The organism is Pseudarthrobacter sp. NS4, assembly GCF_024758005.1.
Lineage (GTDB): Bacteria > Actinomycetota > Actinomycetes > Actinomycetales > Micrococcaceae > Arthrobacter.
On the sequence record NZ_CP103288.1, the window covers coordinates 1,533,697 to 1,557,113 of the forward strand.

At 65.0% G+C, this 23,417-nt stretch carries 23 protein-coding genes and 1 tRNA gene; 15 read left to right on the forward strand and 9 right to left on the reverse strand.

From position 1 onward, the window contains the following. Positions 1 to 48: 48 nt before the first annotated feature. Together NXY83_RS07155 and NXY83_RS07160 are read left to right on the forward strand one after the other, a co-directional pair. A tRNA-Ile gene (locus NXY83_RS07155) sits at positions 49 to 122 on the forward strand. A gap of 166 nt (positions 123 to 288) precedes the next feature. Continuing rightward, positions 289 to 1,479, forward strand: coding sequence for an acyl-CoA dehydrogenase family protein (locus NXY83_RS07160; RefSeq protein WP_258805393.1), 1,191 nt, complete (start codon positions 289 to 291; stop codon positions 1,477 to 1,479). Positions 1,480 to 1,510: 31 nt separating this feature from the next. On the opposite strand, the gene NXY83_RS07165 is transcribed toward NXY83_RS07160, so the two are convergent. Next, on the reverse strand, positions 1,511 to 2,077 hold the full coding sequence (locus tag NXY83_RS07165; RefSeq protein ID WP_258805394.1) for a M23 family metallopeptidase: 567 nt from the start codon (positions 2,075 to 2,077) through the stop codon (positions 1,511 to 1,513). A gap of 447 nt (positions 2,078 to 2,524) precedes the next feature. On the opposite strand from NXY83_RS07165, the gene rpsB reads away from it, so the two are divergent. The 6 genes from rpsB to NXY83_RS07195 all read left to right on the forward strand — a co-directional run bounded on the left by rpsB (position 2,525) and on the right by NXY83_RS07195 (position 7,472). Further along, the gene (gene rpsB, locus NXY83_RS07170) at positions 2,525 to 3,382 is read left to right on the forward strand and encodes a 30S ribosomal protein S2 (protein ID WP_258805395.1); all 858 of its coding nucleotides are present in this window, start codon (positions 2,525 to 2,527) and stop codon (positions 3,380 to 3,382) included. A 126-nt stretch (positions 3,383 to 3,508) separates the two neighbouring features. Beyond that, positions 3,509 to 4,345: a translation elongation factor Ts gene (tsf, locus tag NXY83_RS07175; RefSeq protein ID WP_258805396.1), complete on the forward strand. Its 837-nt coding sequence runs from the start codon at positions 3,509 to 3,511 to the stop codon at positions 4,343 to 4,345. A 119-nt stretch (positions 4,346 to 4,464) separates the two neighbouring features. Continuing rightward, positions 4,465 to 5,202, forward strand: a complete 738-nt coding sequence (gene pyrH, locus NXY83_RS07180) for a UMP kinase (RefSeq protein ID WP_258805397.1) — start codon at positions 4,465 to 4,467, stop codon at positions 5,200 to 5,202. A 126-nt stretch (positions 5,203 to 5,328) separates the two neighbouring features. Next, a complete protein-coding gene (frr, locus tag NXY83_RS07185) occupies positions 5,329 to 5,886 on the forward strand; it encodes a ribosome recycling factor (RefSeq protein WP_258805398.1) in 558 nt (185 codons plus the stop codon). After that, complete coding sequence (locus NXY83_RS07190; protein WP_258805399.1) at positions 5,886 to 6,809, forward strand: phosphatidate cytidylyltransferase; 924 nt, start codon at positions 5,886 to 5,888, stop codon at positions 6,807 to 6,809. Before frr ends, NXY83_RS07190 begins: the two co-directional genes overlap by 1 nt. A 78-nt stretch (positions 6,810 to 6,887) precedes the next feature. Further along, a complete protein-coding gene (locus NXY83_RS07195; RefSeq protein WP_258805400.1) occupies positions 6,888 to 7,472 on the forward strand; it encodes a DivIVA domain-containing protein in 585 nt (194 codons plus the stop codon). A gap of 117 nt (positions 7,473 to 7,589) precedes the next feature. Here NXY83_RS07195 and NXY83_RS07200 read toward each other — a convergent pair whose 3' ends face one another. The 4 genes from NXY83_RS07200 to NXY83_RS07215 all read right to left on the reverse strand — a co-directional run bounded on the left by NXY83_RS07200 (position 7,590) and on the right by NXY83_RS07215 (position 11,370). Beyond that, a complete protein-coding gene (locus NXY83_RS07200; RefSeq protein ID WP_258805401.1) occupies positions 7,590 to 9,056 on the reverse strand; it encodes a cation acetate symporter in 1,467 nt (488 codons plus the stop codon). 7 nt (positions 9,057 to 9,063) lie between these two features. Further along, positions 9,064 to 9,414 carry a hypothetical protein gene (locus NXY83_RS07205; RefSeq protein WP_258805402.1) on the reverse strand — a complete coding sequence of 117 codons (351 nt, stop codon included), beginning with the start codon at positions 9,412 to 9,414 and terminating at the stop codon, positions 9,064 to 9,066. Next, positions 9,411 to 10,127 (reverse strand): LytR/AlgR family response regulator transcription factor, encoded by a 717-nt coding sequence (locus NXY83_RS07210; RefSeq protein WP_258805403.1) that lies wholly within the window; start codon positions 10,125 to 10,127, stop codon positions 9,411 to 9,413. Before NXY83_RS07210 ends, NXY83_RS07205 begins: the two co-directional genes overlap by 4 nt. Before the next feature lie 61 nt (positions 10,128 to 10,188). Then, the gene (locus tag NXY83_RS07215; RefSeq protein ID WP_258805404.1) at positions 10,189 to 11,370 is read right to left on the reverse strand and encodes a sensor histidine kinase; all 1,182 of its coding nucleotides are present in this window, start codon (positions 11,368 to 11,370) and stop codon (positions 10,189 to 10,191) included. A 180-nt stretch (positions 11,371 to 11,550) separates the two neighbouring features. Here NXY83_RS07215 and NXY83_RS07220 point away from each other — a divergent pair, with 180 nt between their 5' ends. Both NXY83_RS07220 and NXY83_RS07225 read left to right on the forward strand, forming a co-directional pair. Next, on the forward strand, positions 11,551 to 11,934 hold the full coding sequence (locus NXY83_RS07220) for a DUF485 domain-containing protein (protein WP_258805405.1): 384 nt from the start codon (positions 11,551 to 11,553) through the stop codon (positions 11,932 to 11,934). Then, complete coding sequence (locus NXY83_RS07225) at positions 11,931 to 13,547, forward strand: solute symporter family protein (RefSeq protein ID WP_258805406.1); 1,617 nt, start codon at positions 11,931 to 11,933, stop codon at positions 13,545 to 13,547. Before NXY83_RS07220 ends, NXY83_RS07225 begins: the two co-directional genes overlap by 4 nt. Before the next feature lie 63 nt (positions 13,548 to 13,610). Here the strand turns inward: NXY83_RS07225 and NXY83_RS07230 are convergent, their stop codons facing one another. Together NXY83_RS07230 and NXY83_RS07235 are read right to left on the reverse strand one after the other, a co-directional pair. Continuing rightward, positions 13,611 to 14,201, reverse strand: coding sequence for a hypothetical protein (locus tag NXY83_RS07230; protein ID WP_258805407.1), 591 nt, complete (start codon positions 14,199 to 14,201; stop codon positions 13,611 to 13,613). A 196-nt stretch (positions 14,202 to 14,397) separates the two neighbouring features. Further along, positions 14,398 to 15,006, reverse strand: a complete 609-nt coding sequence (locus NXY83_RS07235) for a hypothetical protein (RefSeq protein WP_258805408.1) — start codon at positions 15,004 to 15,006, stop codon at positions 14,398 to 14,400. Between the two features lie 267 nt (positions 15,007 to 15,273). On the opposite strand from NXY83_RS07235, the gene NXY83_RS07240 reads away from it, so the two are divergent. After that, positions 15,274 to 16,641, forward strand: a complete 1,368-nt coding sequence (locus tag NXY83_RS07240) for a hypothetical protein (RefSeq protein WP_258805409.1) — start codon at positions 15,274 to 15,276, stop codon at positions 16,639 to 16,641. A 21-nt stretch (positions 16,642 to 16,662) separates the two neighbouring features. On the opposite strand, the gene NXY83_RS07245 is transcribed toward NXY83_RS07240, so the two are convergent. After that, on the reverse strand, positions 16,663 to 17,136 hold the full coding sequence (locus NXY83_RS07245; RefSeq protein WP_258805410.1) for an Lrp/AsnC family transcriptional regulator: 474 nt from the start codon (positions 17,134 to 17,136) through the stop codon (positions 16,663 to 16,665). 194 nt (positions 17,137 to 17,330) lie between these two features. Here NXY83_RS07245 and pdhA point away from each other — a divergent pair, with 194 nt between their 5' ends. Genes pdhA through NXY83_RS07260 form a run of 3 tightly spaced genes read left to right on the forward strand, consistent with a single transcriptional unit; the run spans position 17,331 to position 20,949 of the window. After that, positions 17,331 to 18,500 (forward strand): pyruvate dehydrogenase (acetyl-transferring) E1 component subunit alpha, encoded by a 1,170-nt coding sequence (gene pdhA / locus NXY83_RS07250; protein WP_258805411.1) that lies wholly within the window; start codon positions 17,331 to 17,333, stop codon positions 18,498 to 18,500. After that, a complete protein-coding gene (locus NXY83_RS07255) occupies positions 18,500 to 19,510 on the forward strand; it encodes an alpha-ketoacid dehydrogenase subunit beta (RefSeq protein WP_258805412.1) in 1,011 nt (336 codons plus the stop codon). Before pdhA ends, NXY83_RS07255 begins: the two co-directional genes overlap by 1 nt. 8 nt (positions 19,511 to 19,518) lie before the next feature. Beyond that, on the forward strand, positions 19,519 to 20,949 hold the full coding sequence (locus NXY83_RS07260) for a dihydrolipoamide acetyltransferase family protein (protein ID WP_258805413.1): 1,431 nt from the start codon (positions 19,519 to 19,521) through the stop codon (positions 20,947 to 20,949). On the opposite strand, the gene NXY83_RS07265 is transcribed toward NXY83_RS07260, so the two are convergent. Beyond that, positions 20,946 to 21,662: a TetR/AcrR family transcriptional regulator gene (locus NXY83_RS07265; protein WP_309484126.1), complete on the reverse strand. Its 717-nt coding sequence runs from the start codon at positions 21,660 to 21,662 to the stop codon at positions 20,946 to 20,948. The two genes, NXY83_RS07260 and NXY83_RS07265, sit on opposite strands and share 4 nt — an antisense overlap. A gap of 143 nt (positions 21,663 to 21,805) precedes the next feature. Between NXY83_RS07265 and NXY83_RS07270 the strand changes: the two genes are divergently transcribed. Further along, positions 21,806 to 23,413, forward strand: coding sequence for a carboxyl transferase domain-containing protein (locus NXY83_RS07270; protein WP_258805415.1), 1,608 nt, complete (start codon positions 21,806 to 21,808; stop codon positions 23,411 to 23,413). Positions 23,414 to 23,417 lie beyond the last annotated feature (4 nt).

Genomic DNA, 23,417 nt, shown 5'->3' on the forward strand with positions numbered 1-23,417 from the left:
GTTTTTGCCCTGCCGCCGCCCACCAGCATGGGAGGTCCGGGGCACTAAGGGGCTATAGCTCAGCTGGTTAGAGCGCGGGACTCATAATCCTAAGGTCCTCGGTTCAAGTCCGAGTAGCCCTACCCTCCGCCTTTGCCGCGGCCGATATTATCGGCCGCGGTTTTTCTTTGCCTTCAGTCGTCTCTGTTTCTTTGCCGGACGGCCGAACTGCGGTAAGTTACTGACCAGTAACATACCGTGCCCCGTCCTGGAGTGTCCCGGTCACCGATGATCAACTGTGAGGTAGCCATGTCCACATCCGCTGCAGAACTCAACGACCTTCCGTACGCTGACGGCGATTTCTACGCCTTTGAACAGCTGCTGACCGCCAAGGAACAGGACCGGCTGGCCGAGGTCAGGGACTTCCTGGCGCGGGAAGTGCGGCCCATCGCCGTGGACTGCTGGAACCGCGGGGAATTTCCCATGGACCTCATTCCCAAGCTCGCCGATATCGACCTGGTCAGCCCGGTCCGGCGGCAGGGGCACTCGAATCTGTTTGCGGGCCTGCTCCACGCCGAAGTAACGCGGGCAGATGCGTCCATCGCCACCTTTCTGGGCGTCCACGACGGGTTGTTCACCGGTTCCATAGAAGTGCTTGCCTCCCGGGAGCAGAAGGATGAATGGCTTCCCGACATTTACGCCCTGAAGAAGACAGGCGCCTTCGGCCTGACAGAGCCCCTTGGCGGAAGCGATGTGGCCGGTGGTACGCGCACCACCGCCCGGCGTGAGGGCGGCAGCTGGATCCTGAACGGCGCCAAACGCTGGATAGGCAACGCCACCTTCTCGGACTGGGTAGTCGTTTACGCCCGGGACGTGGAGGACAACCAGGTCAAGGGATTCCTGGTGGACACAAAGCTGGCAGGATTCAGTGCCACAAAGATCGAGAACAAAATCTCGCTCCGCACGGTCCAAAATGCCGACATAACCCTGGACAACGTGGTGGTGCCGGACTTCTTCAAGCTTGAGCACGCCAACAGCTTCCGCGATGTCAACAAGGTCCTGAAAGTCACAAGGCTCGGCGTCGCCTGGCAGGCCGTAGGGCAGCAGTTGGCTGCCTTCGATGTTGCCCGGCGCTATGCAGTGGAACGCCACCAGTTCGGCCGGCCGCTGGCTTCCTTCCAGCTGATACAAAGCCAGCTGGTCAGGATCCTGGGCAATGCCGTCAGCTCCATGGGCATGATGGTGCGGCTCTCCCAGCTGGAGGACGCAGGCCTGGCCAAGGACGAACAGTCGGCCCTGGCCAAGGCGTTCACTACCGAACGGATGCGGGACAGCGTATCCATCGGCCGGAGTATCCTGGGCGGCAACGGGATCGTGACCGACTTTGAGATGGCAAAGATCTTTGCCGACGCCGAGGCGATTTACTCCTATGAGGGAACTGCCGAAATCAACACTCTGGTGACCGGCCGCGCGATCACCGGCATATCAGCCATCGTCTGACCGCCTGCCGGCGCCGGCCGGCGCCCGTGCTTTACGGCGGGCCGCCCAGCGGCAGCAGGATGGAGGGCCGGAGGTCCATGACGAACTGCAGGGGATTGACATAGTCGTCGCCGCGGCGGACGCCCCAGTGGATGCAGGCTGATACTCCGCAGTGGCCGGGGAGGGCCGTGCCGATGTCCTGGCCCGCGGCAACCATGCTGCCAACCGCCAACGTACTTTCAACCGGTTCGAAACTGCTGCGCAGCCCGTTGCCGTGATTAATGGTGATCACCGGCCGGTCCACCACCACACCCACGAAGCTGACAGTTCCCGGCGCGGGCGAGGTGACCGGCGCGCCGTGGTGCGTTGCTGCCAGGTCCACGCCCCTGTGCCCGCTCAGCCAGGGCTTGGGCGGGGGATGAAAATCCAGCAGGACCTTTGGCCGGGGTGTAAGGGGCCACTTCCACGTGGGCGCCGCCACATCCGTACCCGCCTGCCCGGACGCCGTCGTCATGGCTGCCGGGCCGGAGGAGAGGTGGGTGTAGGGCAGCGGCTGCGTGGTTGAAGCCACTGACGCTGGCAGGAGCAGGAGTGTTGCCAGGAGAAGCGGGGGTTTCATCTGCCCAGCATGCGCCATTGAAAAAGTAGTCCGGCAGGCCGGTTTGGACCTATGTGGATAAGGCGCGGAACGCAGCATCGCTGTCAGGCGGACGCAGGTGCCTGTAGTACACTTGGTGGAGCAGTTTGCTGCGCCCTCAACGCTTCCCGTCCCAGTGGTTCACCTCCACGGTGTATTCCCCTGTCCGGATTGCGTCGGCACATCTCATTCAGGAGTGTGGGGGAGCAGCAGCTGACTACGCGCATCCAGCCCTCCACAAGGCGAAGCCCCGGCGACGTCTTCGAGGATCGCGCCTCCTGCGGTCCGTGCCACGAGGCACGGATGGGAAGTGTGATGGATGCCAGGAGCACGGCCCGGCCCGGGCCACGCTATTAAAACCGTCAACTATTGGCAGGGTAAGAAGCCTCCGGGCTCTCTCATGAATGACCTGCCGGAAGGAGCGTCGGCATGCCCGTCGTAACTATGCGCCAGCTGCTTGACAGCGGCGTCCACTTTGGACACCAGACCCGCCGTTGGAACCCGAAGATGAAGCGCTTCATCTTCACCGAGCGCAACGGCATCTACATCATCGACCTTCAGCAGTCGCTGTCCTACATCGACCGCGCCTACGAGTTCGTCAAGGCCACCGTCGCCCACGGCGGCACCGTGCTCTTCGTCGGCACCAAGAAGCAGGCCCAGGAAGCAATTGCCGAGCAGGCAACCCGCGTTGGCCAGCCCTACGTGAACCAGCGCTGGCTCGGCGGTATGCTGACCAACTTCCAGACTGTCGCCAAGCGCATCCAGCGCATGAAGGAACTCGAAGAGATTGACTTCGACGACGTCGCCGGTTCCGCATACACCAAGAAGGAGCTGCTGCTCCTCAAGCGCGAACTCACCAAGCTCGAGTCCAACCTCGGCGGTATCCGCAACCTGACCAAGGCACCGTCCGTGCTCTGGATCGTGGACACCAAGAAGGAACACCTCGCCGTTGACGAGGCCAAGAAGCTGAACATCCCGGTTGTGGCCATCCTGGACACCAACTGCGATCCCGACGAAGTCGACTTCCCGATCCCGGGCAACGACGACGCCATCCGCTCCGTGAACCTCCTGACCCGCGTTGTTGCCGACGCCGTTGCCGAGGGCCTGATCGCCCGCAACCAGCGTGCAACCGGCACCACCGAAGCTCCGGAAGAGCCCCTGGCTGAGTGGGAGCGCGAGCTCCTCGAAGGCAGCAAGGCTGAGGAAGCTGCTGCAGCCCCTGCTGCTCCGGCAGAAGAAGCTGAAGCCCCGGCCGCTGCCGAGGCTCCCGCAGAAGACGCCAAGTAAGACAACTAAATCCGGATTCTCCGCGCTGTCACCAGCCGGAGCTGCTGACAGGATGGCAGCCCACCGCGTGGGCTGCCGTCCTGTCGGTCCGTACACCACATCAAATTTCTAGACAGAGGGGTTCACATGGCGAACTACACTGCCGCGGACATCAAGGCCCTGCGCGAGCGCACCGGTGCCGGCATGATGGATGTCAAGAAGGCTCTTGACGAGGCCAACGGCGACGCCGAGAAGGCCATCGAAATCATCCGCATCAAGGGCCTCAAGGGCGCTACCAAGCGTGAAGGCCGCTCCACCGCTGAAGGCCTCGTTGCCGCCAAGGTAAGCAACGGCGTCGGCGTCATGATCGAGGTCAACTGCGAGACCGACTTCGTTGCCAAGGCTGACAAGTTCATCCAGCTGGCTGACAAGGTCCTGGCCGTCGCCGTTGAGTCCGGTGCCGCCGATCTTGAGACCCTGCTCGCCACCGAGGTTGACGGCAAGCCGCTGTCCGAGGTCGTCGTCGAAGAAGGCGCTGTCCTCGGCGAAAAGGTCGTTGTCCGCCGCATCTCCCGCGTTGAAGGTGCCACGGTCGACGCTTACCTGCACAAGACCTCCAAGGACCTCCCGGCCCAGGTTGGCGTGCTGTTCGCTGTCGACGGTGAAGGCGAAGCCGCTGCCACCGCCGCCCACGACGTCGCCGTCCACATTGCCGCCATGGCCCCGAACTACCTGAGCCGCGAGGACGTTCCGTCCGACCTGGTTGAGTCCGAGCGCCGCATCGCCGAAGAGACCGCCAAGGCTGAGGGCAAGCCCGAAGCTGCCCTCACCAAGATTGTGGAAGGCCGCGTGACGGGCTTCTACAAGGGTGAGGTCCTGGTTGACCAGGCTTTCGCCAAGGACGCCAAGAAGTCTGTGGCACAGGTCCTCCAGGAGGCCGGTGTCAAGGGAACCGCGTTCACGCGTTTCCGCGTCGGCTCCTAGTCGAAGCTGTGAGGGGGTGGCCACTTCGGTGGCCGCCCCTTTTGCATGCAACGGGACCGGTATCGAGCACCGGCCCCGGCAGGATAACCTTTTTTCAGACTCTTCAACGGGAAGGCATCATGGAAGCCGTCAACACTGTAATCCAGCCAGAGAAAAGCAGGCGGCGGGTCCTCCTGAAGCTCTCCGGCGAGGTCTTCGGCGGCGGGAAGCTGGGTGTTGACCCTGAGACCGTCCGCGACGTTGCAAAGCAGATCGCCGCAGCCGTCCCGGAGGTGGAGGTGGCCATTGTTGTGGGCGGCGGCAACTTCTTCCGCGGCGCCGAACTGTCCCAGAGCGGCATGGACCGTTCCCGCGCCGACTACATGGGCATGCTGGGAACCGTCATGAACTGCCTGGCACTCCAGGACTTCCTGGAGCAGGCCGGCGTGGAAACCCGTGTCCAGAGCGCCATCACCATGGGCCAGGTGGCGGAAGCGTACATCCCGCGCCGTGCCATCCGGCACATGGAAAAGGGCCGCGTGGTCATCTTCGGTGCCGGCGCCGGGCTGCCCTACTTCTCCACGGACACGGTGGCCGCCCAGCGTGCCCTTGAGGTCCACGCCGACGTGGTCCTCATGGCCAAGAGCGGCGTGGACGCCGTCTACACGGCCGACCCCAAGAAGGACCCGGCGGCCGAACGGCTCGAGACCCTCAGCTACGACGACGCCCTTCGCCGCGACATCCGGGTCATGGACCAGACGGCGATGACCATGTGCAAGGACAACAACCTCTCCATGGTGGTCTTCGGCATGGAGGGTGAGGGCAACGTCACCCGCGCCATCCTGGGCGAAAAGCTGGGCACACTGGTCAGCGCCTAGCTGCGGCTAGGATGTTTTCAGGACAGTTCCGTCCCCGCCCCTGATGGCGGGGGCGGAAGCAGCAACAGAACCACGTGTGTGCATGGAGCCTGTGCTCCGGACTGCACCAGAATCTGAGGAGAGACCGTGATCGAAGAAACCTTGCTCGAAGCCGAAGAAAAGATGGACAAGGCCGTAGAGGTAGCCAAGGAAGACTTCGCTTCCATCCGCACCGGCCGCGCCAACCCGGGCCTGTACAACAAAGTCCTGGTGGAGTACTACGGTTCGCCAACCCCGCTTCAGCAGCTGGCCTCCTTCGCCATCCCGGACGCCCGCACCATCCTCATCACCCCGTTCGACAAGACGGCGCTGCGCGATATCGAGCGCGCACTGAGTGACTCGGAAGTCGGCGCGAACCCCTCCAACGACGGCAACGTCATCCGGATCACCATCCCGGAGCTGACAAAGGAACGCCGCAAGGAATACGTCAAGATCGTCAAGACCAAGGGCGAGGACGCCAAGGTTTCCATCCGCAACATCCGCCGCAAGGCCAAGGAGACCCTGGACCGCCTGGTCAAGGACGGCGAAGCCGGCGAAGACGAGGGCACCCGGGCCGAGAAGGAACTGGACAGCCTCACCAAGGCCCACGTCGACGGCATCGATGAGCTGCTGAAGCGCAAGGAAGCAGAGCTGCTCGAAGTCTGATGGGGGAGGCAGATCAGGCCCCCGCAGCACGGGCGCGCATACGGGGGAAGCAGCCCAGGAGCAACCCGACGCCGAAGGCCGGCCGGAACCTGCCGGCCGCCGTCGTGGTGGGCCTGGCCATGTTGTTCGCCGTGCTGGGCGGGCTGTTGTTCCTTCCGCTCGGATTCGTCGCCATAACCACCGCCTTCGCTGTCTTCGGTGTCTGGGAGGTATACCGGGCCCTCGAAGCCAACGGAACCAGGATGCCCATCGTGCCGGTCATGACCGGCACCGTCGCCATGCCCTTCGCGGCATATCTCGGCGGCATCGAAAGCCTCCTGTTTGCCATGCTGCTGAGCTCCGTGGCCGTGCTGCTCTGGCGTTCCATCGAAAGTGCCGCCGGCTCAGCCAACAGCATCTTCGCGGGAGTCTTCACCCTGGGCTGGGTGCCGTTCTTCATCAGTTTTGCCGCTCTGCCGCTGCACGCTGCCGGCGGTGGGTCCCCACTGGGGTTCTGGCCGGGTGGGACCATCCCCGAGGGTGCCTGGCAGGTAGCGATCCTGCTCCTTCTGGTGGTCTCGAACGACACCTTCGGCTACCTGGTGGGCGCGTCCCTGGGAAAGCACCCAATGGCCCCGAAAATCAGTCCCAAGAAATCCTGGGAGGGCTTTGCCGGTTCCGTGGGCGGCGCCGTAGTCATCGGCATCCTCGCCTGCCTGTTCATCCTGGACAAACCCTGGTGGGTGGGGGTGGTGCTGGCGGTCGGCACCGTAGCCGCCTCCACGGCCGGTGACCTCGCTGAATCAATGGTCAAGCGCGAGCTGGGTGTCAAAGACATGAGCAGTATCCTGCCTGGACACGGTGGAGTCATGGACAGGCTCGACTCCATCGTTTTCGCATCACCGGTGGTATTCGTCCTCTACGGACTTTTCGCCGGGGCCTGACACAAACCCCCGCCGGGCATGGGCGCCCATAAAATGGTGGCAACAGCGCTACGGCTGAAGAGCATTGAAGGAAACAAAGTGGCATTGGACATTCATCGGCAGATCCCTGCCTCCTTTGAGCGCGTGCAGCGCAGTGAGTATGGCTACAACGCCAAGCAGGTGGACCAGTTCCTGCAGCGGGCACGTGTATCACTGGAAACCCCTGAAGCCGCAGCCCAGCCGGTGAACAGCGCGGATGTCCGCGCCGTCTCCTTCGACCCGGTCAAAGGCGGGTACTCCGCTTCCGTCGTGGACGCTGCGCTGGACCGGCTCGAAGACGCCTTTGCCCGCAGGGAACGGGACGAACTGATCGCAGCCCACGGCGAGGAAGCCTGGCTCCGGGAGATCGGAAACCTGTCGGCGATCCTGCGTGGCCGGCTCCACCGTCGCGACGGTGACCGTTTCCGCCGGCCTGCCAGGAAGAAGACCCGCAGCTACAACACCACGGACGTGGACAGGCTGTGCCGTGAGCTTGTTGCATACCTGGAACAGGACAAGCCGCTCAGCGTGGACAGCGTCCGCCGGGCCGTGTTCCGCCCCGCCGCCGGGCCTGACGGCTATGAGGAAGCCCAGGTGGACGCGTTCCTGGACCGCGTGGTCGAGCTCATGGCGGCCATCGACTAATAAGGTGCTCGCAGTCCCCAATATGCCCGCTGGCGGGCAACTGGGCCCGCATGGACGGTGGCACCGCCTCCTGCCGGGCTTTCGCCGTAACTGGTCAGGGCGTAGTTGTCCGCCCTATCAGCGTTCGGTAGCCAGCGGTCTTTCGGGGGTATGAAGCCGGGTCATGACCCGCGCCATGGTTTTGGGCACCCGGTTGGCTGTGGCCCGGGAGACGAGCACCATAACCGCAAAGGCAGTGGGCACGCTCCACGCCGCCGGCTGTGCGAGCCAGGCCGGTGTGGAGGCGGCGCCGCCAAGGGCTCCCGCGATCATGGCCCCGCCGCAAAGCACCCCGCCGGAGACCATGCCCGCCACCGCGCCGGCGTCGGTCAGCCCCCGCCACCAGATGCCCAGAAGCAGCACCGGGCAGACAGTGGAGGCAGTAAAGGCGAACACCAGGCCCACGCTCCCGGCCAGGGCAAAGGAATCGGTCATGAACGCAAAGCCGAGGGGCACGACGGCGGATATGACGGCTGCGAGGCGGAATCCACCGACGCCGCCGCCCAGGACGTCCTGGCTGATGACTCCTGCCAGGGAAACCACCAGCCCGGACGTGGTGGACAGGAAAGCGGCGAAAGCGCCTGCCACCACCAGTGCCGAGAGCAGGTCTCCCGCCGTGCCGCCGACAAGTTCGCCGGGGAGCAGCAGCACCATGGCGTCCGCCTGGCCGGCGCGCGCCAGGCCCGGCGCGAACATCCGCCCCACCAGGCCATACGCGGTAGGGAACAGATAGAACACGGACAGCAGCCCCAGGACGATCAGGGTGGTCCGCCGTGCGGACTGCCCGTCGGGGTTGGTGTAGAAGCGCACCAGCACATGCGGCAACCCCAGCGTTCCGAACAGCAGTGCCACCAGCAGGGAGACGTTCTGGTAGAGCCCGGCAGGGGGTGCGTTGGTGGGGTTGACGGCAGGCGGCGACAGCGCGGGGGTCCCGTTGCCGGCCAGCATGAACATGATGAATAGGATGGGGACGGCCAGGGCAGTGAGCTTAAGCCAGTACTGGAATGCCTGGACGAAGGTAATGGAGCGCATCCCGCCTGCGACCACCGTCAGGCATACAACAATTACCACGGCCACTGATCCCACCCAGGACGGAAGTCCCGTAGTGATCCGGATGGTCAGCGCGGCACCATGCAGCTGGGGGACGATGTACAGCCATCCAACCAGCACCACCACCAGGCTGGTGACCTTCCGGACAACCCGCGAATCCAGCCTGGCTTCGGTGAAATCCGGAATGGTGTACGCGCCGGAGCGCCGCAGCGGCGCCGCGACGAAGAGCAGCAGCATCAGGTATCCAGCGGTGTAACCCACCGGAAACCACAGCGCGTCGGTTCCGGACAGCAGGATGAGCCCGGCCACGCCGAGGAAGCTTGCGGCGGAGAGGTACTCGCCGCCGATGGCCGAGGCATTCCACCACGGGCGGACGGTCCGGGACGCAACGTAGAAGTCACCCGTGGTCCGGGAGATCCGCAGCCCGTAGAAGCCGATGACTGCCGTTGCCACCGAAACGACGGCAACGGCGGCTATTGCAACGCCGGGATTCACAGTGCCGTCACCGGTCCTCGGCCAGGTCGCGGTACCGGGCCTCGTTGCGGGCCGCCGTCCGGATGTAGAGCCAGGCGCTCAGGCCAATCACCGGATAAATGCCGGCCCCGAGCAGCAGCCAGCCGAACGGAATCCCGGCTATCCGGGTTTCGGCCAGGCCGGGGACCACGGCCAGCAGCAGCGGAAACGCGCCAAGGATCAGCAGGAACCCGCCGGCCACCACCAGGGCCAGCCGCAGCTGCGACCTGATCAGGGAACGGACAAAGACCTGGCCCACATCCGACTCCTGGGCTGCTTCGCGCGTCTCCTGCGCCGGACGGGCGGCCGTCGTTGGAGCCGTGACCCGCACCCGGGTCATGCCTGCGGCCTGATCCGGTTGGCCTGCAGCTTCTCCCGCACGGTGGGCAGGTGGCGCCTGCTGATGGGAAGGCCGGCGCCTGCCACCGTTACACGGGGCCCGTCCGCGGCCAGCTTCATGGAGGTGACGTGCTTGAGCGCCACCAGGTAGGAACGGTGCGTACGGATGAAGCCGGCGTCCGCCCACTGCTGCTCGAGATCGGCCAGCGGCACCCGGATCAGGTAACTGGCATCGGCGGTGTGCAGCCGCGCGTAGTCTCCCTGCGCCTGGACGTACGTGACGTCGTCGCGCCTGATCATCCTGGTGGTTCCGCCCTGGTCGACGGTGATCATCTCCGGGGCGCTGCCGCCCTCGCGCAATTCACTGATCCGCCCCACCGAACGGGCAAGGCGTTCCGCCCGGACGGGCTTGAGGAGGTAGTCGACGGCGGCGAGTTCGAAGGCTGCCAGGGCATGTTCCTCGTCTGCGGTGACAAAAACAACGGCCGGGGGATGGCTGCTTGTCGAGATGGCACGGGCAATATCCAAGCCCGAAACCGCCGGCATGTGGATGTCCAGGAAAACCGCATCCACGGTTCCGGTCGACAGGGCCCGCAACGCTTCGCTGCCGGACGTGGCGCGGAGGATCTTGCCGATGCGCCCGTCCCTGCCCAGCAGGAATGCCAGTTCTTCCACCGCCGGCAGCTCATCATCAACGACGAGGACGTTAATCATGCTCCTAGATTAGCCTTCCGGGTCCAGTGGCCAGGTCCAAAGGCCAAGTTCAACGGCCAGCTCAGGCGTCGTGGCCCGGCTGCGACTTCGGCACCCGCATGGTGATCAGGGTCCCTTCACCCGGGGCCGTTTCAATGACCAGCCCGTGGCCGGCGCCGTAGACCTGGCGGAGCCGCGCGTCCACGTTCCGCAACCCCACATGCTCGCCGTCGGTATGGCCGGCGAGCATTGACTGGAGCTGTTCCGGGTCCATGCCCACGCCGTCGTCCTCGATGGTCACCTCGGCGAAAGCGCCGGCGTCCTCCGCGGTGATGCTGATGTGGCCCGACCCTTCCTTGGCCTCCAGCCCGTGCCGGACGGCGTTCTCCACCAGCGGCTGCAGGCTAAGGAACGGGATGACCGTGCTGAGCACCTCCGGCGCCACCCGCAAACTGACCTGCACCCGGTCGCCGAACCGGGCGCGCTCCAGGAGCAGGTAACGGTCGATGCAGCGCAGTTCTTCGGCAAGGGTGGTGAAGTCCCCGTGCCGGCGGAAGGAGTAGCGCGTGAAATCGGCGAATTCGACCACCAACTCCCGCGCCCTTTCCGGATCCGTGTTGATGAAGGATGCGATGGCGTTGAGCGAGTTGTAGATGAAGTGCGGGCTGATTTGGGCACGCAGCGCCCGCACCTCGGCTTCCATCAGCAGGGTCCGGGACGCGTCCAGTTCCGCGAGCTCCACCTGCACAGCCACCCAGTCCGCCACCTCACCCGTCGCCCGCACCAGGCCGGCACCGGCGGATGGCGCGAAGGCCGCAACCGCGCCGACCACCCGGGAGCCCGCCCGCACGGGAGCGATCACCGCAGCCAGCTGACTGCCTGTGCCGTCTGCCGCGGCCGGCAGGACCGCCGTTCGGCCACCCGCCAAAACATCTGCCGCAAGGTCCATCAGCCGGGGCTTCAGCTCCTCAGCCTCGCCGTCCCAGGCCAAAACCCCGGACGTATCCGTGATGGCCAGGGCGTCACAACCCAGCAGGCCACGCAACTGGCGGCTGGCTTTCGCCGCACCGGCGGGGTTGAGGCCGCGCCGAAGGTGCTGGCCTGCCTGGGACGCGGCGTGGAGTGTGTGGTAGGTGGCGCGTTCGGCGTCCGTGCCCAGGTCCCGGAAGGAGCGGAGCACCTTCAGTCCCACGCCGACGACGACGGCGATGGCCATGGCGATGACGGCCACGGCCGCGGCTGTCAGGAGGGGGGAGTCCGGCATGGTGCCCAGCGTAACGGCGGGCGCCGTTTGTCGCAGCATCGCGACCGCTGAGCGACCGCAGGCGGCCGAACTCTGGATGTGGCGGCCAGCGCCCAGCACAGTGATTGGAGTCACACTCGTGGTCACCCTGCCAGGGCGGGCCGGCCGGTGTGTCCCGGCAAGTCTCAATGAGGAGGAACGATGGGTCACGATGCCCATACTCCGGACGCAGCAGCGGCGTCCGTGGACTTTGAACAGGTCCAGTCGACCGCGCAGTTCCAGGAACTGCGCAAGCGTCACCGCAGCTTTGTCTTCCCCATGGCAGCTGCATTCCTGCTGTGGTACTTCGCATACGTCCTGCTGGCCGACTACGCGGTGGGCTTCATGTCCACCAAAGTCTGGGGCAACATCAACATTGGCCTGATCCTCGGACTGCTGCAGTTCGTTTCCACGTTTGCCATCACCAGCTGGTACGTGAGCTACTCCAACCGGCGGCTCGACCCGATCGCCGCGGAAATCCGCAATGAAATTGAAGGACACGAATTTGATAAAGACGGCAATCGAGTGGGCGGGGTAAACAAATGATCGGGATCGCCACGGCGGTGGACGTTGCCGCCCTCCAGGAGACAACCCTGCTGAACATGGGAGTCTTCGGCCTGTTCGTTGCCGTGACCATGGTGATCGTTTTCCGGGCCAGCCGGAACAACAAAACGGCAGCGGACTACTATGCGGCAGGCCGCTCCTTCACCGGCTCCCAGAATGGAACCGCCATCGCGGGGGACTACCTCTCTGCCGCCTCGTTCCTGGGCATCACCGGCGCCATCGCCATCAACGGCTACGACGGGTTCATGTACTCCATCGGATTCCTGGTGGCCTGGCTCGTTGCGCTGCTGCTTGTTGCCGAACTCCTGCGCAACACGGGCAAGTTCACCATGGCTGACGTCCTGTCCTTCCGGCTGAAGCAGCGCCCCGTCCGCATCGCCGCGGCCATCTCCACCCTTGCCGTCTGCTTCTTCTACCTCCTGGCGCAGATGGCCGGCGCCGGAAGCCTGGTCTCCCTGCTGCTGGGCATCAGCGACTGGGGCGGACAGGCCCTGGTGATCATCGTCGTCGGCGGCCTGATGATCATGTACGTCCTGATCGGCGGCATGAAGGGCACCACCTGGGTACAGATCATCAAGGCAGTGCTGCTCATCGCCGGCGCCGCCGTGATGACCCTTTGGGTCCTGGCGATCTACGGGTTCAACCTCTCGAGCCTGCTGGGCGCGGCTGTGGAGACGGCCAACAACCCGGCGGTTCTCAACCCAGGCCTGCAGTACGGCAAGACCGAAACGTCGAAACTGGACTTCATGTCCCTGGGCCTTGCACTGGTCCTTGGCACGGCGGCTTTGCCGCACGTCCTGATGCGCTTCTACACGGTGCCCACGGCAAAGGAAGCCCGCAAATCGGTGGTGTGGGCCATCTGGCTGATCGGGCTCTTCTACCTCTTCACCCTGGTGCTCGGCTACGGCGCCGCCGCACTCGTTGGTCCGGAAACTATCCGGACAGCGCCGGGCGGGGTGAATGCCGCAGCGCCGCTGCTGGCCTTCTACCTGGGCGGGCCGCTGCTGCTGGGCTTCATCTCCGCGGTGGCCTTCGCAACCATCCTTGCCGTTGTGGCCGGCCTGACCATCACGGCCGCGGCGTCCTTCGCCCACGACATCTACGCCAGCGTCATCTCCAAGGGCAAGGCCGACGCCGACACTGAGGTGAAGGTGGCCCGCCGCACCGTCGTGGTCATCGGTGTCCTGGCGATCCTGGGCGGGATCCTCGCCAACGGGCAGAACGTGGCGTTCCTCGTGGCGCTTGCGTTCGCGGTTGCCGCCTCGGCCAACCTGCCCACCATCGTCTACTCCCTGTTCTGGCGGAAGTTCACCACCCAGGGTGCGGTGTGGAGCATGTACGGCGGGCTTGCCTCGGCAATTGTCCTGATCATCTTCTCGCCGGTGGTTTCCGGCGGAGCAACGTCCATGATCAAGGACGCCAACTTTGCGCTCTTCCCGCTGAGCAACCCGGGAATCGTGTCCATCCCGCTGGCGTTCTTCCTGGGCTGGCTGGGGACTGTCCTCGACAAGAACCGCGAAGACACCGCCAAGCAGGCCGAGATGGAAGTCCGTTCCCTCACCGGAGTGGGCGCCGAGAAGGCTGTCAACCACTGACGTTCCGTCAGCTGCAAGAGAGGAGCCTCCCGGCCGTGACAAGTTCACGGCAGGGAGGCTCTTCTAGCGTGGGTGGTGTCCGCCGGGCGGGGCGTTGCTGTCGTGTTCCCCGTGGGGGACAGCGAACTGCCCGGCCGTCGAAGCGGCGAGTCCCGGCGTCGTAATTCCAGCCACCAGCACTGCACCCGCGAAGGCGGCCAGCAGCAGCCAGCCGGGCTGCCCGGCCGGGGGAGCTGCAGTCCCGGGTGCCTGGTGCCGCCCGGTGTTCCGGCGCAGCCAGGCCACCGCCGCGATGATCATCAGTGTCAGCAGCAGTGCAGCGAGATGGCTCAGGTTCAACCCGGAAGCGGACGGGGTGCTGATTGCGATGGCTGCTGCATGGGCCGCCGCCGCAACCATGAGGACGGATCTTGCTGTCCGGCTGTCCGGGAAACTTCCCCTGACAAGGTAGACCACCGCAGCGGAGAGCAGTACTGCGCCCCAGAGTCCTGCAATGCCCCCTGCGGCGTATTCGGCCGGTCCCGGAGCCCCGGCTGCCCCTGCGAAGAAGCTCGAGGAGACGGCCAGGTTTACCGACCCCGCCCCGAACACCGCGAAGCCGCTGAAGAGCCGGACGGCGGCAGGTCCGGCGGGCTCCCCGTCCTGCAGCGGCACAGGATGCTGCCGCAGGAGGGACTGTGGACGGGCAGGAAGGAGACTAACCGCGGACGCAGCCCGTCGGGACATGGCGGTAGGGCAGGGAAGTATCCCCGCCGGACTGCGGGTCCCTGGCCGGGACCCCGGAAGCAATTCGGACCATACGGAGGAGCGGATGGGTAAAGATCAGCCACCTTCCTGTGCGGAAGGGCGGTTATGCCGCCGGCCTCAACTTGATGTTGGTCATCTTGAGCTCATCGGTGCCTTCAAAGCGGTAGGCGAGGTCCACGTTCTTGCCATCACAGGTGATGAGCCCGGCAATGTCCGCGGATTTCACGCCGTTCTCCGTGGCCACCTGGAGATCGTTGTAGGCGGGCTGGCAGGTCTCGTCCATTCCCAGGCTTTCGACGCCGGAAATGAAGGCCTCCTTGGACAGCTGCTCCTGCAGCGCCGGGTCCAGGTAGTCATCGTAGGCTCTGGAGCTGTCTCCGGCGATGACCAGTTTGGTGAAGCCGTCCGCCAGGCCTTTTGCCTGGTTGCTGGCGCTGCCTGCCACGTTGACCAGGATGACGACGCCGAGGATCACCAGCAGCAGCACTGCCACCATCGCTGTCAGGATGATCCACAGCTTCTGCCGCTTTCGGGCCGGAGGCTGCTCACCGGGGAGGCCGAATGGCCCGGACCCAGCGTACTGGCCTTGTTGGGGCCGGCCGTACTGATGCTGCGGGTTCCCTGATACGGGCTGCTGCGGGGGCAGGGGCAGCTGCTGCGGCCCGGAGCCGGTGTGGCCACCTGGTTGGTACGGTTCCTGGGGACTGCTCAAGGTGGAGCCTTTCCGGAAGTGGTGCAATGCACGCCTGGTTGCGGGGTCCTCTTCCGGCCCCGACGGATATCCGGGACCAAGCCTATAACCCGGGCCGTCACCATTGCTGGCGCCTCTCCCACTTCGGGCAGCCGTTGGGCTTTGGTGGTTCGGAAACGGGGTTTACTGGCCGGCAGAAAGTGGGTAATTTTTGAACATGCCTCGGCCTTCCCGGAATGTGGCACAAGCCACGCAAATTCTGCTCACGACGCCGCCACTGAAATGCCCTTGACGCGGCGAAGCGCCCTGGCTCTGTTCGGTGCGGGGGCTGTAGCGGCGGGCTTCGGATTGCGAGGGTCCGCTCCCGCCTCGGATTTCAGAAAGACGCTCTACGTCAGCAGCAAGGGCGACGACGGAAACTCCGGCAGTGAGGCGTCTCCGTGGTGCTCCCTGGCACGGGTACGGGCGGCCCTGGAGAGCGGAGAAGCAGGGCGCGGGGACGTTGTCCTGCTGCGGCGGGGAGAAGTTTTCCCGGGCTCGATTGAGATTCCCGCACTGAAAGGCGCTGGCGGCCAGTTCACCCTGGGCGCTTACGGCACCGGTCCCCGGCCCAGGCTCAGCGGCTACAAGGTCAGCGGCAAGGCCTGGGTTCGGCACGCGGCCAACGTCTGGAAGCTGGATATCCGCGCCAACTCGGGGAAGTACACCGGAAACACTGACGAGGCCTCGACAAACGTTGGGTTCCTCCTGATCCCGAACGGATCCGGCGGATACGGGATCAAGGGGCGGAAGCGGTGGAGCCTGGCCGGGCTGGTGGATGACTGGGAGTTCTACAGCGACGAAACCTACGTCTACGTCCGGAAGGCCAAGAGCCCCGGGGCGGGCGTTCAGATGGCTGTGCGGGCAAACGCGATCCGGACTTCTTCCTACAACATCGTCTCGGGCCTGCACATTGACGGCTACGGGGCGCATGGCGTGGCCAACGTCTCCACTCACCGGGTGCGGATCATTGACAACCTGATCGAGAACATCGGCGGATCCCAGCTCTACGAAACCACGCGCTATGGCAACGGCGTGGAAGTCTGGATCGGCTCGGCTGAGGTACTCGTTCAAGCCAACACGATCCGACAGACGTACGACGTGGGGGTGACAATGCAGGGAACCATGGAAGGCACGAACAAGTCCTGGGTTGACTGCCGCTTCGTGGGAAACACCATCGAGAACTGTAACCAGACGTTCGAGGTATGGTCTCGGGGAACACCGGGCGCAGACACCGGCTATATCCGCTGTTCCTTCACCGACAACATCTGCCGGGACGCGGGAATCTCCTGGGCCGCGAACATCCGGCCGGACCGGGACGGGACAGGATCCCACCTGTTGATCTATGACATGCAGTTGCCGGTCGATATCGAGATCACCCGCAATAAGTTCCTGGGAGCAAAGGACCACTACGCCTACTGCAGCGGGAACTGGCAGATCCCGGCAGGGGTCAACACCCACCACAATACGATCGCGCTGCATTCGGGGAGGAAGATCGCGTATCGGAATCCCGAATCGATTGAACAGTACGAAGCCTGGCGCGCCCGTACCGGCAAGGAAAATGGCTCCAAAACTTCCGTACTGCCGGGACGCCGGCCCCAGCGTTTGACGCCCTGACGGTCCCAGCCCTGGGGGCGGCTAGCTCCGCTGCGGCCCGCGTTCCAGCAGCGGCTGCACGCGGAAGGGGATGAGTTCCCCCATTGCCAGGGCCGTATCCGTCCGTTCGACGCCGTCGCACGCGAGGATCTTTCCGTTGATGCGGAACAAATCTTCGGCGTCCAGCGCCACCACGCGCAGCAGCAGGTCCGCGGATCCGGTAAGGCCGTAGCCCTCCAGGATTTCCGGAATGTCAGCCAACTCCTTCGCCAGCCGGGTCAGCTTCTGCTGCTGGACGTGGACGGAAATGAACGCCATCAGCGGATAACCCAGCGAGGCCGGATTGATGCGCCGCTCAAAGGACAGGAAGACGTGTTTCTTTTCCAGCTGGGACATCCGTGCCTGCACCGTGTTCCGGGACAGGCCAAGCTTTTGGGCGAGCGCCACCACCGTTCTCCGGGGGTCCTGCGCCAAAGCCGAAAGCAGGCGGGTGTCAGTGCCATCCAGAGCTTGCATAATGCGCAACGCTAGCACGGTCCTCAGTCTTCAAACAGAGCATTGTGCTCAACGAATGCCATGGTGGTTGTACCTCCTGTGCATTGTGAGTAGGGTCACAATATCCGGGGCAACGGCGCCCGGGAGGCCTGCGGAATACGGGACCACAAGTTCCAACGCTGCGGGTCAACGACGTGAGAAGGTTGCGGGCTATCGTGTCTACAGACGAAGCGGGCCAGGGCGGCGCACAGGCCCAGGGGAGCGCCCAAAGTACCCAGGGAACGGCCCATGGGCTGGTCCAGCTGATCACTCCTTCCGGGGAACGGGTCAGCCATCCGGAATTCGATTTCTGGGTCAGGGACATCACCGACGAACAGCTGTGCTCGCTGTTCGAGGATATGAGCGTCATCCGGCGCATCGACGTGGAGGCTACAGCCCTCCAAAGACAGGGTGAGCTTGCCCTGTGGCCCCCGCTGCTCGGCCAGGAGGCTGCCCAGATCGGATCGGGCCGGTCCCTGCGCCCCGATGACTTTGTCTTCTCCAGCTACCGGGAAAACGGGGTGGCCTACTGCCGGGGCGTGCACCTGACAGATCTGGTCCGCGTCTGGCGCGGCAATGCGTCCGCCGGCTGGGATCCCTACACGGTGAATATGGCAACGCCGCAGATCATCATCGGCGCCCAGACGTTGCACGCCACCGGTTATGCCATGGGCATCCAGAACGACGGCGCCGATTCCGTGGCTGTCACCTATTTCGGCGACGGCGCAACCAGCGAGGGCGACGTCAACGAGGCCATGGTGTTTGCCGCCAGCTTCCAGGTTCCGGTGGTGTTTTTCTGTACGAACAACCAATGGGCAATCTCCGAGCCGGTACGGCTCCAGTCGCACATCCACCTGGCGGACAGGGCCACCGGCTTCGGAATTCCCAGCATGCGCGTGGATGGCAATGATGTCCTTGCCGTGATGGCTGCGACCCGGGTCGCGCTGGACCGGGCACGGCGGGGAGGCGGTCCCACTTTCATCGAAGCCGTCAGCTACCGGATGGGTCCGCACACCACAGCTGACGACCCCACCCGCTACCGTGACCCCAACGAGCTCGAGGACTGGGCTGCCAAGGACCCCATCAGCAGGGTGGCGGGCCTCCTGGAGCGGAAGGGACTGCTCACCGAAGAGCTGCAGCAACAGGTTAGGGACAAGGCCGACGCCGTGGCCCGCGAGATGCGCGACGGCTGCACCACCATGGCGGATCCGCAGCCGCTGGACGTATTCAAGCACGTGTACAGCACGCCCAACTCCTGGCTGGATCGGCAGCAGGACCACTATGCCCGTTACCTGGCCTCCTTCGGTGATCCCGCCGGGGCCACTCTTGAAGAAGGTGCACGCTGATGACCCAGATGACCTTTGCCCGTGCCATTAATGCGGGCCTGCGAAAGTCCCTCGAGAACGATCCCAAGGTGGTCCTCCTGGGTGAGGACATTGGGATGCTCGGGGGCGTGTTCCGGGTGACTGACGGGTTGCAGAAAGACTTCGGAACACACCGGGTTGTGGACACGCCGCTTGCCGAGTCCGCCATCGTGGGGACCGCCGTCGGCCTCGCCTACCGGGGCTACCGCCCGGTGGTGGAAATCCAGTTTGACGGCTTTGTCTACCCCGCGTTCGACCAGATCGTCAGCCAGGTGGCCAAGCTGCACTACCGCACCCGCGGAGCGGTGAAGATGCCCATTACCATCAGGGTTCCGTTCGGCGGTGGCATCGGTTCACCCGAGCACCATTCCGAATCACCGGAAGCGTACTTCACCCACACCTCCGGCCTGCGGGTGGTCACCGTTTCCAACCCGCAGGACGCCTACACCGTGATCCAGCAGGCCGTCTCCTGCGACGACCCCGTCATCTACTTCGAACCCAAGCGCCGGTATCACGACAAAGCCGACGTGGACGAGACCGCCGACGCTCGAACGGCCGTTTCCATGGAGCAGGCCCGGGTCCTCACAGAGGGTACCGATGTCACCCTGGTTGCCTACGGCCCGCTCGTAAAGACTGCCCTGGATGCCGCTGCCGCTGCCGCAGATGAGGGAATCTCCATCCAGGTCATCGACCTGTGCTCACTGGCGCCCGTGGATTACGACACTGTTGTGGCATCGGTCCGGCGCACCGGCCGCCTGGTAGTCACCCATGAAGCCGGCCAGTCAGGCGGCCTGGGCGCGGAGGTGGCAGCCAGCATCACGGAGCGGTGCTTCTACTACCTGGAGGCAGCGCCCGTCCGGGTCACCGGCTTCGACATCCCGTATCCCTACTCAAAACTGGAAATGCACCACCTGCCGGGCCTGGACCGCATTCTCGATGGCGTGGACCGTACCCTGGGCCGGCCCAACTCCCTCAGCGGGCTGGAAGGATGAGCGCTACCATGATCAAGGAATTCCGGCTCCCGGACCTGGGCGAAGGGCTCACCGAGTCAGAGATTCTCAGCTGGAAGGTGGGAGTGGGTGACACCGTCAGCCTGAACCAGGTCATCGCCGAGGTCGAAACTGCCAAGGCAGTGGTGGAACTTCCCTCGCCGTTCGCCGGGGTCATCAAGGAACTTCACGAACAGCCCGGCACCATCGTGGAAGTGGGCAAGCCGATCGTGTCCTTCGAGGTGGCGGACGACGCCGGGACGTCGCCTTCGGTGCCCGCGGACACTTCCGGCGGGGCCGGGGCAACGGTGAGGGAGGCCCCAAAAAGGGAACCCAACCTTGTGGGGTACGGCGCCGTCGTCGAAAGCTCCGGGCGTCCGGCACGCCGTCCGCGCGCCTTGGCGGGGGAGCGTGTCCAAACCAAGCCGGCCGAAGCCGCCCCGGTGGTTGAGTCTCTCGAAACCAAGCCTCTCGAAACCAAGCCTGTCGACACCGGGTCCGTTGAAACCGCGTCCCTGGAAACTAAGCCTGTCGAAACCCTGTCCGGCGAGCGCCCGCGCTCCACACCGCCGGTGCGCAAGCTGGCCAAGGACCTGGGGGTGGACCTGGCCGAAGTTGCGGGTACCGGCCCGTCCGGACTCATCACCCGCGAGGACGTGCAGGCCTACCTTCGCGGCACGCCGGCGGAAGCCGCGGCTGCCCGCCAGCCGGCCCCGGACGTACCGGGGGCCCGGACGGGGGAGCGGGAAACCCGGACCCCCGTAAAGGGTGTCCGCAAATTCACGGCCGCCGCGATGGTGCAAAGTGCTTTCACCGCACCTCATGTCACAGAGTTCCTCACCATCGATGTCACTCCCGCAATGGAACTCCTTGCCAGGCTCAAGGGCAGCAGGGAATTTGCAGCGTTGAAGCTGACGCCGCTGACCCTCGCAGCGAAGGCGGTACTCATCGCCCTGCGCCGCAATCCAGCCCTGAACTCCCGCTGGGACGAAACCAACCAGGAGATCATTACCTTCAACTATGTGAACCTGGGGATCGCGGCGGCCACGCCGCGCGGTCTCACCGTCCCCAATATCAAGGACGCCGATTCGCTGACCCTGCAGCAGCTCGCCGAAGCGCTGGCGGCTCTGGCCGAAACTGCCCGCGCGGGAAAGACCACGCCGGCCGACCTGTCCGGGGGGACCATCTCCGTCACGAACATCGGCGTTTTCGGCATCGACGCAGGCACGCCGATCCTCAACCCGGGGGAGGCCGCCATCCTGGCCATGGGCGCCGTGCGGACCATGCCGTGGGAGTACCGCGGCGAGGTAGCCCTCCGGCAGGTCATGACCCTGAGCCTGTCCTTCGACCACCGGCTGGTGGACGGTGAACAGGGCTCGCGGTTCCTTGCCGACGTCGGGGCCATCCTGGCCGACCCAGGCATGGTCCTGACCATGGTCTAGCGGGAGGACTCCGAAGGCGGAACCGCCGACGGGTTGCCTGCGGTGAGGGCCGCCAGTGCCATCCCCTCAAGCAGCGGACGTGCAGCCGCGGCCGCGATCCTGCGGCCGTGGCTGCGCACCGAGTGGGGTGTGGAATTGATAAGGCCAAAGGTGGCGTGGGCGCGCATCCGGAGCTCTGAAGAGTCAGTCCCCGGGTGGATCCTGGCGAGGACGTCCACCCACACCTCCACGTAGCTGCGCTGGAGGGCACGTACCTCGGACTGGTCCTGCTCAGAGAGGTTGCTGAAATCCCGGTCCTGGACCCGGATTACATCCGGCTTTCCCAGGGCAAAGTCCACCTGGAACTCCACCAGCCGCCGCAGGGCGGCCAGCGGGTCGGGATTGTTCTCCACCACATGCCGGCCGCCCTCCAGCAGCTCCCGGCTGACTGTCACCAGCAGATCCGCCAGGACCGCCTGCTTGCCCGGAAAATGCCGGTATACGGCCGGGCCGCTGACCCCTGCAGCTGCCCCGAGGTCCTCCAGCGACACCCGGTTGAAACCGTCCGCCGCAAACAGCGAAGCGGCAGCGGTCAGCAGCGCCTGGCGCCGGTTCTCCTTGGCCCTGCTGCGCTGGGTTGTACTGCCCTGCTGTGTTGTACTGCCGGGCCGGGTTGTGTTGCCCTTCTGGGCAGGGCTGCGCTCGCTGGTCTGCGTGGCGTCGGTGCTGGGCACATTTCCTCCTCGGACCCGCAGATTCTAGCAAGACGCCTGTGGGTTGGACATCACAGTTAATAGAGACTAACCTGAATTTCAGTTATTGGGCACTAACCGAGTTGGCCTTGGCCGGCCAGGATTACAAAGGAACGGACCCGTCGATGGAGACCCTAGCCAGCCTGCTGGACCCAGCCAGTGAGGCGTTCGGTGCAAACCGCGAAGCGCAGCTCCAGCTGGCCGGGGAGCTGCGGAAAAGGCTTGCTGACGCGGCGCTGGGAGGTCCCCAAAAGTCCCGGGAACGCCACGTTGCACGGGGAAAACTCCTGCCCCGGGAACGCATCGACCAGCTGCTGGATGACGGCAGCCCGTTCCTGGAAATTGCCCCCCTCGCCGCCACCGGCATGTATAACGACGAGGCGCCCGGTGCCGGCGTCATTGCCGGTGTAGGACTGGTGCACGGCCGCCAGGTGCTGGTCATTTCCAACGACGCCACGGTCAAGGGCGGTACCTACTACCCAATGACTGTGAAGAAGCACCTTCGGGCCCAGGAGGTCGCCCTCGAAAACCGGCTCCCGTGCGTCTACCTGGTTGACTCAGGCGGAGCATTCCTGCCGAAGCAGGACGAGGTGTTTCCGGACAAGGACCACTTTGGCCGCATCTTCTACAACCAGGCACGCCTCTCAGCGGCAAAGATCCCGCAGATCGCCGCGGTGATGGGCTCCTGCACTGCCGGCGGCGCGTACGTTCCCGCCATGAGCGATGAAACCGTCATCGTCCGCAACCAGGGCACGATCTTCCTGGGCGGTCCGCCGCTGGTGAAGGCAGCAATCGGTGAGATTGTCACCGCAGAGGAGCTCGGCGGCGGGGAAATCCATTCGCGGATCTCCGGCGTGACCGACCACCTGGCCGAAAACGACGAGCACGCGCTGCAAATCATCCGCGACATCGTGGCTACGCTGCCGCCTCCGGCCCCGCCCGCCTGGCAGGTGGAAGCCGCAATCGGCCCCGCCGCCGACCCCGAGGAGCTGTACGGTGCTGTGCCCACTGACGTGAACGCACCCTACGACGTCCATGAAGTCATCGCCAGGCTGGTAGACGGCAGCAAATTCCACGAGTTCAAAAAGGACTACGGCGCCACGCTGGTCACGGGATTCGCCCGCCTGCATGGGCACCCCGTGGGCATCGTCGCCAACAACGGCGTACTGTTCAGCGAGTCTTCCCTCAAGGGCGCACATTTCATCGAACTCTGTGACCAGAGGGGTATCCCCCTGGTCTTCCTGCAGAACATCTCCGGGTTCATGGTGGGCAGGGACGCCGAGCAGGGCGGCATCGCCAAGAACGGGGCAAAGATGGTCACGGCCGTGGCCACGGCCCGGGTACCCAAGCTGACGGTGGTCATCGGGGGCTCCTTTGGGGCCGGCAACTACTCAATGTGCGGCCGCGCGTATTCGCCGCGCTTCCTCTGGATGTGGCCCGCAGCCCGGATCTCCGTGATGGGCGGCAACCAGGCTGCCAGCGTGCTGGCCACGGTCAAGCGGGACCAGTATGAAGCGGCAGGCGAAGAGTGGACAGCCCAGGCAGAGGAAGAGTTCAAAGCGCCCATCCGCCGGCAGTACGAGGACCAGGGCAGCCCCTACTACTCCACGGCCCGCCTCTGGGATGACGGCGTGATCGACCCCGCGGACACCCGCACCGTCCTGGGCCTCGCCCTGGACGTCGTCTCCCGCACCCCCTTGCCGGAAACCTCTTTCGGCCTCTTCCGGATGTGAGCCA

Coding starts and splice junctions, on each gene's coding strand:
- NXY83_RS07160 (WP_258805393.1), top strand. CDS start 289: ATGTCCACATCCGCTGCAGAACTCAACGACCTTCCGTACGCTGACGGC.
- NXY83_RS07165 (WP_258805394.1), bottom strand. CDS start 2,077: ATGAAACCCCCGCTTCTCCTGGCAACACTCCTGCTCCTGCCAGCGTCA.
- rpsB (WP_258805395.1), top strand. CDS start 2,525: ATGCCCGTCGTAACTATGCGCCAGCTGCTTGACAGCGGCGTCCACTTT.
- tsf (WP_258805396.1), top strand. CDS start 3,509: ATGGCGAACTACACTGCCGCGGACATCAAGGCCCTGCGCGAGCGCACC.
- pyrH (WP_258805397.1), top strand. CDS start 4,465: ATGGAAGCCGTCAACACTGTAATCCAGCCAGAGAAAAGCAGGCGGCGG.
- NXY83_RS07190 (WP_258805399.1), top strand. CDS start 5,886: ATGGGGGAGGCAGATCAGGCCCCCGCAGCACGGGCGCGCATACGGGGG.
- NXY83_RS07205 (WP_258805402.1), bottom strand. CDS start 9,414: ATGACCCGGGTGCGGGTCACGGCTCCAACGACGGCCGCCCGTCCGGCG.
- NXY83_RS07210 (WP_258805403.1), bottom strand. CDS start 10,127: ATGATTAACGTCCTCGTCGTTGATGATGAGCTGCCGGCGGTGGAAGAA.
- NXY83_RS07215 (WP_258805404.1), bottom strand. CDS start 11,370: ATGCCGGACTCCCCCCTCCTGACAGCCGCGGCCGTGGCCGTCATCGCC.
- NXY83_RS07220 (WP_258805405.1), top strand. CDS start 11,551: ATGGGTCACGATGCCCATACTCCGGACGCAGCAGCGGCGTCCGTGGAC.
- NXY83_RS07225 (WP_258805406.1), top strand. CDS start 11,931: ATGATCGGGATCGCCACGGCGGTGGACGTTGCCGCCCTCCAGGAGACA.
- NXY83_RS07245 (WP_258805410.1), bottom strand. CDS start 17,136: ATGCAAGCTCTGGATGGCACTGACACCCGCCTGCTTTCGGCTTTGGCG.
- NXY83_RS07255 (WP_258805412.1), top strand. CDS start 18,500: ATGACCCAGATGACCTTTGCCCGTGCCATTAATGCGGGCCTGCGAAAG.
- NXY83_RS07260 (WP_258805413.1), top strand. CDS start 19,519: ATGATCAAGGAATTCCGGCTCCCGGACCTGGGCGAAGGGCTCACCGAG.
- NXY83_RS07270 (WP_258805415.1), top strand. CDS start 21,806: ATGGAGACCCTAGCCAGCCTGCTGGACCCAGCCAGTGAGGCGTTCGGT.